Below are 12,117 nucleotides of genomic sequence, written 5' to 3' on the forward strand. Positions count from 1 at the left end.
TGGATTTTCTCGTTATACGATTGATTATAAAGACATTCAATAAATTTTAAATTATATATTTACATTTCCTTTATAATGTAAGATAATATATGTATGCAGAAATCTTTTAATCTTGCATTAACTAACGTAAGGGGGATGTAACCTGAATGGATCATATTGACGAAAAAATCCTGACAATTCTTAAGAAGAATGGCAAGGCTTCAGCTACGGAAATCAGCAAAATAGTCGGCCTGTCTATACCGGCTGTTTCAGAACGAATCCGTAAAATGGAACACAATGGTATTATTGAAGGCTATGGGGCTAAAATCAGCCGCCGCAAGACGGGCTATAACGTCACGGCCTTTATTATGGTCAACCTGGAACGTTCCGGTGATGTGGAAGAATTCCGCCAGAAAGTTGTCGAATTTAACCAGGTATTGGAATGCCATCATGTGGTCGGTGCTTTTGACTACCTGCTGAAGGTATTGGTCAAGACACCGGACGATCTGGAACATTTCCTCATGGAAGAGCTCAATGAAATTCCGACGGTAGCTTCATCTCAGACATTCATGTGTCTTTCTACTTTGAAGGAAGAATGGAATGTCAATGTGCAGTGAAAAAGAAACGGGCGTGCAAAGCAGTTTTGCTTTCGCACGCCCGTTTCTTTTTATAGAGCTGATTTATTTATCTAATATGTTTCCGTCAAGGGAGATGGTAACCACCTGCCAGGGAATGAACTTGCCACTCTGCTGCAAGGCTTTTTTGGCTGCCATTTCCAGTCCACCGCAGCAGGGAACTTCCATGCGGACGATAGTTACTTCTTTTATGTCATTGCTGCGGATGATTTCCGTCAACTTTTCTGAATAGTCGATGTCATCCAGTTTGGGGCAGCCGATAAGGGTGATACGGTTTTTGATGAAGTCTTCATGAAAACGGCCATAAGCATAGGCGGTGCAATCGGCGGCGATGAGGAGCCGGGCACCGTTAAAATATGGTGCATGGGCTGGTACCAGTTTGATTTGTACCGGCCATTGGCGCAACCGGGACAGGGACGGCTGGGATGATGCGCATCCAGAATCCTGGCCTGTAAGTACCTGGCTCTTCTGGCCGGGACAGACAGGCTGCTCCTGATGCAGTGTCTGCATGCGGCTTCCGGGGCAGCCCGTTCCGGTATAATGTGCTTTTTGGTGTTCCGCTACCGCCTGGGCATCATAGGGAGCCGCTTCACGTTCTTCAAAGGTAATGGCATCGGTCGGGCAATGGGGAAGACAGTCACCCAGGCCATCACAGTAGTCGTCCCGCAGCAGCGTGGCTTTGCCGTTTATCATGGCAATCGCTCCTTCGTGGCAGGCCCGGGCACAGGAGCCGCAGCCGTTACATTTATCCTGATTGATGTGAATGATTTTACGTTTCATTTGAATTTCCTCCTTAATACACAGGGTTTTATGATATACTTTTATTCAGAGTGCTTTTGTTTATATCATTAGTATAGTACAATAAGAAAGAAAAATCTGTTGTTATTCTAACAATGAGGTGCGAAATGAATCAAAATGTGACTGTATTAAAAAAATTGCCCTTATTTCTGGGAATTAACGAAAAGGAAATCGATGTACTCCTTAAAGATATGGGAAGCCGTGTACGTTCATACGATAAGGGAAATTTTATCTTTTATGCCGGTGATGAAGTGCATGCATTGGGCATTGTTCTACATGGTAGTGTCCATATTATACAAGAGGATTACTGGGGAAATCGTAATATACTGGCATATATCCCTGCAGGAGGCATGTTTGCAGAAGCTTTTGCCAGTCTTCCCGATGCCCGTTCTGCCGTCGATGTCATGGCGGTAGAAAAAAGTGAAGTGCTGTTCATCAATCTCCGCTACATCCTGGGTGGCCACACGACGCTGACGGAAAGTCAGAAAACATTGGCGGCCAATCTGCTGGCAGTATTGGCTGGAAAAAATCTTGTACTGACTGAAAAAATACGATACATGTCACAGCGTTCGACAAGGCAGAAACTGATGGCCTATTTATCACACGAAGCGAGAAAAAGAGGCAAGGATACGTTTTCCATCGAATTTAACCGGCAGCAGCTGGCAGATTTTTTATCCGTAGACCGGTCTGCCATGTCGGCTGAATTGGGCAGAATGAAGCGGGATGGCCTTATTGACTATAATAAAGAAACGTTTACCCTGTTCCATAGCTGATTTAGACGGGAAAGGGAACTGCCATATGGAAAAAAATCTGAATATTTCTGTTAGTTAGTGTATAATACTAATGAAAATATATAACAAACGTATAGCATTAGAGTAACTTAATTGGAGGGGTACACATGAAAAAGAAAACTGCAGCCCTGGCGCTGGTTCTGTCCTGTTTAGTCAGTTCAGCATTTGCAGCAGATTATTCTCATTTGGTCATTATGCATACTAACGATACTCATGGATACGATCAGCGTGCCGATGGTGTCAACGGTATGGCAACCGTTGCGGCACTCAGAAAAGATTTTGAAGCCCAGGGAAAACAAGTATTACTGCTCGATGCAGGGGATGCAATCCAGGACAACAATCTGGTCAATCTGAGCAAAGGAAAAACGGCTATTGATTTCATGAATGCCGCCGGATACGATGCCATGGCCCTGGGCAATCATGAATTCGATTATGGGGCGGATGTCACACAACAGCGCATCAAGCAGGCTCATTTCCCCGTCATGTCAGCGAATATCATCGTAGACGCCACGGGAAAGCCGTTTACTCCGAAGACACATGCCATCCTTAAAAAAGGCAATCTGAACATTGGCGTATTTGGCCTGACGACCCCTTCGACGGTGACGACTTCCAACCCGAAAAGTACGCGGGGACTGACGTTCCTGGCTAAAGATAATATGTATACGGCTGCTCAAAAGGAAGTCAATGCATTAAAAGATGCAGACTGTGATCTGGTCATTGCCATCGGTCATCTGGGAAGTGCTCCCGATGCAGCGGGAGATCGGTCGGACGATGTGCTCAATCACGTTCAGGGAATTGACATTTTTATTGATGGCCATGATCATGTCATAAAAGACCGTACAGTAAACGGCACACTGTTAGCCGAAACGGGGGCACATCTGGCCAATATCGGTGTCATTCAACAGGTTGATGGGAAATGGAAAGAAGACCTGTATCCTTATGGACGATATAATAAGGAAGATCCTAAAGTAAAAGCTATAGTAGATAAGGCACAGGCCCGTATTACCAAGAAATTGGCCAGTGTGGTCGGCACAACGGCGATGACACTCGATGGCACACGCGCACCCGGCGTCCGGACTGAAGAAACGAATCTGGGTGATTTTCTGGCCGATGCCTTCCTGTGGCAGGTACGTCAGGCTACAGTGTTACAGCATGTCCGTGTTGATGGGGCTATCATGAATGGCGGCAGTATCCGTGCTTCTATCAACAAGGGAAAAATCACAGAAAATGATTTGCTGCTCGTCATGCCTTATCACAACTACCTCCAATATGTGACGATGAAAGGATCGACGTTATTGGAAATCCTGGAAGCCGCAACCTGTACGACCCCGAAAGCTATTGGTGCATTTCCGCAGGTAGCAGGGATTGAATACACCGTCGATACGCGGGTACCTTATGCCAAAGGGGACGTATATCCTCATTCCACCTATTATAGTCCGGCAAAACCGGGAAGCCGCGTGACCATTACAAAAGTAGGTGGCAAATCCTTCAACCCCGATGCGACGTATTGCATCGTCGTTCCCGATTATCTGACATCGGGTGGCGATACCTATTCTGCCTTGACAGATCCCGCTAAAGTAACGGTTGGTGATGTCGATTATCTCGATGTCGATGCTGCCCGCAATTATATCAAAGAAGCTCTGGGAGGAAACGTGGGAGATACGTATGCAAAACCACAGGGCCGTATTACGATTATTTAGACAAAAGGGAAAGAAGGATTCAGTATGGAAGCGAAAGAAATTCCTCAGCCCCATACCCAGCTGACCAAAGCCATTGACACGGATTCTGCCATTATCATGGGAGATCCTGCACGGGTAGATACGATTGCGAAATTGATGGATCATGTCGTTCCCTGGGCCTGTAACCGGGAATACAAATCCATTATTGGCATGTACAAGGGGAAAAAGATACTAGCTATGTCTACAGGAATCGGAGCACCGTCTGCGGGCATTGCCGTGGAAGAAATGCATAATGTCGGTATTAAACGGGTTATCCGCGTCGGTTCTGCCGGAGCCATGCAGCATGATATACCGCTAGGGCAGTTAGTGATTGCCGAAGGAGCTGTCCGCGATGATGGACTGTCCCGCAAGTATGTGCCGGAAATATATCCGGCCGTACCGTCCTTCCGGCTCCTGGCCCTGGCCCATACATATGCTCCAAAGGCCTGTTATGGCATTATCCGTTCGCACGATGGATTTTATATGGATGACAATGATAAGACCGAAGCGTTCTGGTCTGAAAAGGGCATTGTCGCCGATGATATGGAATCGGGGATTCTGATGATTATCGGCCGCTTGCGCCATATGGAAACATTGTCGATCCTGAATAATGTCGTCCTCTATCAGGGAGACCTGGCAGAAGGTGTCAATGATTTAGTGAATAGTGCCGATCTCGTGGCAAAGGGAGAACAGGACTCGCTCGTGACGGCTCTGCAGATCCTTTCTGATCCGGAAGGAGAAGCATAATATGGAAACAACACAGCATAATTGGTTTTATAGCCAGCTCTTTACCAACTGGAAGCGCTTTGAAGTTACCTATGTGGCCGTGCTGATTTTATTGCAGCTCGTCGTCTATGCCATCGCCCCCGACAGCATCGTCGGCATGATTTCCGGCGTAGCCGGAGTGCTTTGTCTGGTATACGGCATGAAAGGCCGTAAAATATCTTTTATCTTTGGCTTTGTACAATGCGTTGCCATGACATACATTGCCTGGATCAGCCATGCCTATGGGTCTTTTGCCATGGATATCGTCTATGTCATTTCCCAGCCGATAGGATGGTATATGTGGGGGCATCAGGAAACGACTCATTCGTTTCAACCGGGGACGCGGAAAAAAGTATTTATGGCAGCCTTCATTGCCTGGGCGGCCGGCTGGTTCGTCCTGGCCCAGGTAGGCGGCCAGCTGCCTTATTTTGATTCCATTAACTTCGTAGTCAGTTTTATAGCTCAGATTCTCTACATTCTGAAGTATAATGAAAACTGGTCTCTCTGGATTTTTGTCAATATTGCCAATTTTATTTATTGGACGATTTTATCGGTTCAGATGGTACTGGGGGACAACACGATTGGCACCCTGGGAGCCAACTTGTCCCAGGTGGCGTTACAGGCCGCTCTGTTGTTCAATGCCATCTATGCACAGAAAGTATGGTCCAGCGGTGAAGCCGATAATGAAGGCGGCGCAGCTTAAGATTACGTAATACACATATGATTCCGCTTAAAAAAGCAGTAGCATTACGCAAAAACGCGTAATGCTACTGCCTTTTTTACAATCACTTATTTCAGATGAGTCAAGATATGCCCCATCTTATTTTTCTTAGTTTCCAGATAGAATTCATCAAATTTCTGGGCCGGCATTTCAATGGGAACCCGTTCGACGATTTCCACGCCAAACCCTTCGAGACCGTAAATCTTGAGGGGATTATTGGTAAGGAGTCGTAATTCCCGGGCACCCAGGTCCTGGAGTATCTGGGCACCAATCCAGTATTCGCGGAGATCCGGGGCAAAGCCCAGTTTTTCGTTGGCTTCTACTGTGTCATACCCCTGTTCCTGCAGGGCATAGGCTTTGAGCTTATTGATGAGGCCGATGCCGCGTCCTTCCTGGCGCATATACAGGAGGATGCCCCGCCCTTCCTTATTGATCTGCGTCAGGGCGGCGGCCAGCTGTTCACCGCAGTCGCAGCGGCAGGAACCGAAGACATCACCGGTCAGGCATTCCGAATGGACCCGGCAGAGGAGGTTTTTGCCATCGCCGATTTCGCCTTTGACGAGGGCGACATGGTGTTCCCCGGTCAGGTCATTGATATAACCGTAAATCTTGAATTCGCCGTATTTGGTAGGCATCTTTGCCGTAGCTTCCCGCACGACGTGTTTGTCATGACGACGGCAGTAATTCTGCAGATCGTGGATGGAGACGAAAGTCAGGTGGTGAGTGCGGGCCAGTTCCCAAAGTGCCTTGGAGTGCATGATTTCGCCGCGTTCATCGAGGATTTCGCAGCATACGCCGACTTGCTTCAGCCCGGCCAGGCGCAACAGGTCCAATGTGGCTTCCGTGTGGCCGTTGCGCATGAGGACACCGCCCTTGACGCCGGTCAGGGGAAATACATGTCCCGGCCGGGTAAAATCATCAGCTGAGATAGAATCTGTCGCGGCTTTCTGGATAGTACGGGCCCGGTCTTCTGCCGTGATACCCGAATCTGTATCTTTATAGTCGATAGAAACGGTAAAAGCCGTATGGTTGTTGTTGGTGTTTTCGCCTACCATAGGGAACAAGCCCAGCTTATGGGCATATTCCTGACTGACGGGCAGGCAGATGAGTCCCTTGCCATGATTCATCATGAAATTGACGTTTTCCGGGGTGCAGTACTGGGCAGCGCAGATGAAGTTGGCTTCATCTTCCCGTTCGGGATCGTCGGCAACCATGACGATATGACCAGACTGCAATTCCTGGATTGCTTCTTCAATCGTATTATATGTTTGTTCTTTTGTATCCATCAGAAACCTCCTGTATATAATTAAAAGCCCTGTTGCACTATGCATGCACAGGGCTTTATGACAATAAGAATACACATACACTATCATCATATCTTCTCTCATCCAGACTCTACTGTCGGTTTTGGAATTTCACCAAATCGTACACTGCGTGTTCGCGGACTGTCACCGCCGGTCGGGGATTGCGCCCTGCCCTGAAGATTATTCTATTATACCTGCAAATAGAAAGGAAGTAAAGAGACACCTTTCAGGTATTCATTCCACATCAAAGATTTTACCGGGATTGAGGATGTTGTTTGGATCGAGCGCTTTTTTTACGGCCCGCATCATGGCCAGTTCGTCGGGATTGGTGAATTCTTCCATCAATGCCTTGCGTTTGCTGCCAATTCCGTGTTCACCAGACAGACGGCCACCCAGCTGATAAATGAAACGATACAGCTCCTGCTGATTTTCCGAAACTTTTTCTTCCCATTGTTCGTATGTGAGGTCCTCGTTTTTCAAAATGTTCAAATGAATATTGCCATCTCCGGCATGACTGGCGATGCGTGTGATGAGGCCATATTTCCGGGCCAGTTCCAGAATCCGGGCCAGAAGCCGCGGCTCCTGATCGACAGGGACGACGACGTCTTCCTTACATACGATAAGGCTTTCGGCACGTACCGCTTCGGCAAAGGCCTTGCGGGCCTGCCAGATACGGGCCGGGTCGGCGACCAGTACGGAAGAAGCACCACTGGCCGTGCATAGTTCGTCGAGGACGATGGCTTTATCATCGAGGTCGTCTTCACTCGTGCCTTCTACTTCCACAATCAGATAATTGCCCGTATCGCTGCCTTGGAGCGTTTCGTTCAGATAGCGTTCTACGGATTTGATGGTGATGTTGTCCATAAACTCAACGCACGTCGGCGTTATGCCGGCTTTTATGATTTTATTGACGACGCCGATGGACGCTGCTGTGTCGTCGAACACGGCGAGAAGGTCCAGCTTGTACCGGGGTTTGGGGAGTAATTTCAACGTGGCTTTGGTGATGATGCCCAGTGTTCCTTCTGATCCGATGACCAGCTGATCCAGACAATATCCCGTCGATTGCTTCTGCAGGCGGGCACCGAGCTGTACAATCCGTCCCGTAGGATTTACGATTTCAATGGAATAGACCTGATGCCGCGTTGTCCCGTATTTTACGGCCCGGTTGCCACCGGCATTGGTCGCGATGTTTCCGCCGATGAAACAGGAATCGCCGCTGCAGGGGTCGCCGGCATAGAATAATCCTTTTTCTTCAGCGGCTTTTTGCAAATCTGACGTGCGCACACCCGGTTCAACGACTGCGTACAGGCTGTCTGTATTGATTTCCAGGATATGGTTCATTTTTTCCAGTGACAATACGATGCCTCCATAGATGGGAACAGCTCCGCAGGCCAGCCCTGTTCCGGCACCGCGGGGAACGACAGGGAAATGATACTCGTTGGCCAGCTGTACGATGGCCGCGGCCTGTTGGGCTGATTCGGCAAATACGACGGCTTCCGGCATATGGTGGTATGCCGGATCGGTTACTTCGTCATGGCTGTATGGCTGCATGGCGTCAGTCTCTGTAAGGACATTTTTGCTGCCGGCAATTTCTTTCAGCCTGGTCAGTATTTCATCGTTTATCGGTGTATATGGCATAACGTAGCCTCCTTTTCGAATACATATGTCTATTATAGGAGAGATTCTCCTATTTTAAAAGGGGATAATCTCTAAGAAATTGGCCCTTTTCGTCAGCCACATTACGGCATTTCCCTTTAAATATCGGGAAAAGGCTTTATCTTGTAGTCATTTCAAGGTATACTATAAGTTAAGATTTTTTTAATCTGAAAAGGAGCTGAGACATGACGGTGAAACGTACAGGACGACCGCGCCTATCCGGGCAGGGCAGGAGACGGAACGTCCGCCGCAGGAAAAAGGCGGGCTGGTCTGCTTATAAGCGGATTGTCGTGGCTATTTTGATTTTTGGCGGCCTGTTTCTCGGTTCCAAGATATATGAGTTATGGCAGATTCATCAGGATATGACGATAACGGTCAACCAGGAACGGGAATTGACTGAAGAAAACCAGAAACTGCATGAAGAAAAAGACCGGCTGTCTTCACCGGAAGAAATCATGCGGCAGGCGCGGGAACAGTTCGGACTGGCAAAGCCGGGTGAAATCCCATACCGTCGCTGATGGGGCGGAAAGGCAGTAGAAAGCATAATTTACGATTGAATTTTTTAATGTTTATTAGTATAATGTGTGTAAACGCTATTTGCGACGCGTGTCTATAGTTAAAGGAGGATGTCTTAGCAGCATGACAATCGAAGTAGGCAGTGTATTGGAAGGAACTGTTACAGGAATAACCAAGTTCGGTGCATTTGTCGAACTGCCGGATAAAAAAATTGGTCTCGTCCATATTTCTGAAGTAGCAAATGAATATGTAAAAGATGTTCATGATTTCCTGAAAGTTCAGGATAAGGTACATGTCAAGGTATTATCTATTGATGAAAAAGGGAAGATCGGCCTGTCTATCAAGCGGACACAGCCGGCTCCGGAAAAGAAAGAGTTTCATTCCAAGCGGGAATTTCACCACCACAATGGCGGGTTTGACATGAACCGCCGCGCTCCCCAGTCTCTGTCCTTTGAAGATCGGCTGAGCAGATTTTTGAAAGAAAGCGATGAACGGTTGATGGATCTGAAACGCAATACTGAATCGAAACGCGGCGGCCGCGGTGCCCGGCATGCTGATTAATTCCGTATCCAGGAAGGTATGGAGGGAAAAGAGTATTCCGACAGGGAATGCTCTTTTTGTTTCTTCCTGTTATGCGAAAAGGAGCAGTTATGGAACATGATGTATATGCCGTTATCGATATCGGATCAAATTCTCTCCGCTTCATGCGGGGAAAAAGAGACCGGGACGGACAATGGCATTTTTCAAAAAAAGAATTAGCGACGACCCGTCTGGGAAAAGACGTATCCAGGACCGGCCGTTTGTCCAGCGAAGGAGTAGAGGCCTCGCTGGAAGCTATGCGGCAGTGGAACGATGCGTACCCGGATCTGTGCGTTTGCGCCGTAGCGACGAGTGCCGTGCGGGAAGCTTCGGACGGACAGGCCTTCCTGGCGGAAGTACGGGCCCGCTTTGGCTGGCACTGCCGCATTCTCAGCGGGCTGGAAGAAGCCTCGTTCAGCTATCGCGGAGCGGCAGGCAGTGCGCTGCCCGGAATGGTCGTGGCAGTCCTCGATATAGGGGGCGGCAGCAGTGAAATGGCACTGGGAAAAGAGGGAAGGAGCCTCTGGTCGCATAGTTACCCCATGGGGGCCGTGCGGTTTTGTCAGGACGTATCCGGTCCGGCGGCATGTGACGCGCTGGAACGGCGCTGCCGCAATCAGTGGCTGCCCATACCGGCTGTTCCTGACCGGCTGCTGGGCGTGGGCGGCACGCTTACGTCACTGGCAGCTATGGAACTGGGACTGGATCCCTATGATGCGGACCGGGTAGAAGGCACTGTCATTACCCGGGATTGTCTGTCAGGCTGGATTGACACACTGAAACGTATGACGCCGGAGGAACGGCGTCATATAAAAGGACTGCAGCCACGGCGCAGCGATATCATCCTGCCCGGTCTGCTTATAGCCCGTTCGTGCCTTTGCCATTATGATATTCCGGAAATCCAGATCAGTGAAAAAGATCTCATGGAAGGTATTTTTTACAGCCAGGCGTTCCAGGATGCGGCCTGGCGGAACCGATGAAGTCCACGGCCGGACGCCTCCGGGATAAAGTAGAGTCATTCTGCCGGCATGAACAGCTGTTCCTGCCGGGTGATCACCTGCTCATTGCCTGTTCCGGCGGGCCGGACTCGCTGACCCTGCTTGATGTGCTGGCATCTCTGCGCCGTGCGTGGAATCTGACGCTGACCGTGTGTTATGTGCATCACGGCATCCGCCGGGCGGCTGATGATGAGGTTCCGGTAGTACGGAAGGCGGCAGAAGAACGGGGCTGTGGTTTCATGTGGGAATTTGTCGATGTGCCCCACGTTGCGGCGGTGACGCATCAGAGTCTGGAGACGGCCGGAAGGACGGAACGCTACCGCATTCTACGGCAATGTGCAGCACGATGCCAAGCTTCGGCAATTGCTGTAGCACATCAGCAGAACGATCAGGCCGAAACGGTGTTGCAGCACCTGTTGCGCGGCAGCGGCCTTCAGGGCCTGGGCGGAATCCGACCTAAAAATGGCGACATCATCCGGCCCCTTCTGGCCTTGACACGGCGGGATATAGAAGATTATATTAAAGAACGGGGACTGGTTCCCTGCGAAGACGAAACCAATCAGAGCCGGGAATACGGGCGGAACCGCATCCGCCTGGAACTGATACCACAACTGGAAAAATATAATCCGGCAGTCATAGCCGATTTGAACAGGCTGGCCGTGCTGGCCGGTGCCGACGAGGAATTTCTTTCCCGCCAGACGGAACAACGGGCTGCTTCTCTGGTGCAGGAAGACCAGAAGGGCGCCAGTATCGAAAAGAAGGCCCTGCTGTTACAGCCACTGGCTATGCAGCGACGCCTTATCCGGTATTTGTTTTCCCGTGTGCTCCAAAGTTTTCATGATGTGCCATTCCACTATACGGAAACCGTCCGCCAGCTGGCTGCAAAAGGTGCCGGTCATTGCTTTGAAGGGCTGGGCCTCTGTGTATATACGACAAAAGAACAATTGTGTTTTACCCGTGCTGCCCGGGGGGCATTTAAAAAGCGGCAGCATCATTGATTCATATTCAGGAGGAAAATCATGCATAGTGACGTAAAGCAAGTTTTATTTACAGAAGAACAGATCAAGGCCCGCGTACGCGAATTAGGCGCGCAGATAACGAATGACTATAAGGGGAAAAATATATTGCTTTGTGGCATTTTAAAGGGGGCCGTCACATTCTTTACCGATCTGGCCCGCTGTATCGATGGTCCTGTTGAATTTGATTTCATGGTCTGCTCCAGTTATGGCGCTTCGACGACTTCTTCGGGCTTTGTCAAGATCCGTAAAGACCTGGACAGTGATGTCAGGGGCCGGGATATCCTCATCGTCGAAGATATCATAGATACGGGGGTTACGCTCAGCAAATTGAAACCCCTTCTCCTGGAACGGGGGGCCGCTTCCGTAAAGATTGCGACGCTGCTCAGCAAGCCGTCGCGCCGGAAAGTAGATATCCCTGTCGATTATAATGGATTTGAAATCCCCGACGCTTTTGTCGTAGGATATGGACTGGACTATAACAGCCGCTATCGGAATCTGCCGTATATTGGCGTATTGAAAGAAGAAGTGTACAGTCATTAAAAAATGTTGTTGCTTTCCTTAAAGTGTGATAATATAAGAATATATTTGGTTACTTCTCTCTCCTTGCGGCAGGGATGAACCTGTATATTCATAAAAAC

13 protein-coding genes and 1 riboswitch are annotated in these 12,117 nt (G+C 49.1%); of the genes, 10 read left to right on the forward strand and 3 right to left on the reverse strand.

Annotated features, from left to right (window positions below; all coding sequences use genetic code 11):
• Positions 1-146: 146 nt before the first annotated feature.
• A complete protein-coding gene (locus B4H10_RS01165; protein ID WP_059076698.1) occupies positions 147-596 on the forward strand; it encodes an Lrp/AsnC family transcriptional regulator in 450 nt (149 codons plus the stop codon).
• 63 nt (positions 597-659) lie between these two features.
• Here the strand turns inward: B4H10_RS01165 and B4H10_RS01170 are convergent, their stop codons facing one another.
• Positions 660-1,394, reverse strand: a complete 735-nt coding sequence (locus tag B4H10_RS01170; protein WP_113855420.1) for an ATP-binding protein — start codon at positions 1,392-1,394, stop codon at positions 660-662.
• A gap of 125 nt (positions 1,395-1,519) precedes the next feature.
• Here B4H10_RS01170 and B4H10_RS01175 point away from each other — a divergent pair, with 125 nt between their 5' ends.
• From B4H10_RS01175 to pnuC, 4 genes are all read left to right on the forward strand, one after another.
• Positions 1,520-2,185, forward strand: a complete 666-nt coding sequence (locus tag B4H10_RS01175; protein WP_170087273.1) for a Crp/Fnr family transcriptional regulator — start codon at positions 1,520-1,522, stop codon at positions 2,183-2,185.
• A 125-nt stretch (positions 2,186-2,310) separates the two neighbouring features.
• Positions 2,311-3,903: a bifunctional metallophosphatase/5'-nucleotidase gene (locus tag B4H10_RS01180; protein WP_059076701.1), complete on the forward strand. Its 1,593-nt coding sequence runs from the start codon at positions 2,311-2,313 to the stop codon at positions 3,901-3,903.
• Between the two features lie 24 nt (positions 3,904-3,927).
• The gene (locus B4H10_RS01185) at positions 3,928-4,668 is read left to right on the forward strand and encodes a nucleoside phosphorylase (protein ID WP_059076702.1); all 741 of its coding nucleotides are present in this window, start codon (positions 3,928-3,930) and stop codon (positions 4,666-4,668) included.
• Position 4,669: 1 nt separating this feature from the next.
• Complete coding sequence (pnuC, locus tag B4H10_RS01190; protein WP_059076703.1) at positions 4,670-5,389, forward strand: nicotinamide riboside transporter PnuC; 720 nt, start codon at positions 4,670-4,672, stop codon at positions 5,387-5,389.
• A gap of 86 nt (positions 5,390-5,475) precedes the next feature.
• Here pnuC and B4H10_RS01195 read toward each other — a convergent pair whose 3' ends face one another.
• A complete protein-coding gene (locus B4H10_RS01195; protein ID WP_059076704.1) occupies positions 5,476-6,693 on the reverse strand; it encodes a bifunctional 3,4-dihydroxy-2-butanone-4-phosphate synthase/GTP cyclohydrolase II in 1,218 nt (405 codons plus the stop codon).
• Positions 6,694-6,779: 86 nt separating this feature from the next.
• Positions 6,780-6,896: riboswitch (FMN riboswitch) on the reverse strand.
• Between the two features lie 49 nt (positions 6,897-6,945).
• Positions 6,946-8,349, reverse strand: a complete 1,404-nt coding sequence (locus B4H10_RS01200) for an FAD-binding oxidoreductase (protein WP_059076705.1) — start codon at positions 8,347-8,349, stop codon at positions 6,946-6,948.
• 203 nt (positions 8,350-8,552) lie between these two features.
• Between B4H10_RS01200 and B4H10_RS01205 the strand changes: the two genes are divergently transcribed.
• The 5 genes from B4H10_RS01205 (at position 8,553) to hpt (ending at position 12,019) form a co-directional block, all read left to right on the forward strand.
• Complete coding sequence (locus tag B4H10_RS01205) at positions 8,553-8,885, forward strand: FtsB family cell division protein (RefSeq protein ID WP_059076706.1); 333 nt, start codon at positions 8,553-8,555, stop codon at positions 8,883-8,885.
• Between the two features lie 121 nt (positions 8,886-9,006).
• Positions 9,007-9,444: a S1 domain-containing RNA-binding protein gene (locus tag B4H10_RS01210; RefSeq protein WP_059076707.1), complete on the forward strand. Its 438-nt coding sequence runs from the start codon at positions 9,007-9,009 to the stop codon at positions 9,442-9,444.
• Between the two features lie 89 nt (positions 9,445-9,533).
• Positions 9,534-10,442, forward strand: coding sequence for a Ppx/GppA family phosphatase (locus tag B4H10_RS01215; protein WP_292018031.1), 909 nt, complete (start codon positions 9,534-9,536; stop codon positions 10,440-10,442).
• Complete coding sequence (tilS, locus tag B4H10_RS01220) at positions 10,439-11,458, forward strand: tRNA lysidine(34) synthetase TilS (protein ID WP_113855426.1); 1,020 nt, start codon at positions 10,439-10,441, stop codon at positions 11,456-11,458. The genes B4H10_RS01215 and tilS overlap by 4 nt, the downstream gene beginning before the upstream one ends.
• 21 nt (positions 11,459-11,479) lie before the next feature.
• Positions 11,480-12,019, forward strand: a complete 540-nt coding sequence (gene hpt / locus B4H10_RS01225; RefSeq protein WP_059076710.1) for a hypoxanthine phosphoribosyltransferase — start codon at positions 11,480-11,482, stop codon at positions 12,017-12,019.
• The last annotated feature ends 98 nt before the right edge of the window (positions 12,020-12,117 follow it).

It is taken from the genome of Megasphaera sp. UBA4382 (assembly GCF_002391155.1).
GTDB classification, from domain to species: Bacteria; Bacillota; Negativicutes; order Veillonellales; family Megasphaeraceae; genus Megasphaera; species Megasphaera hexanoica.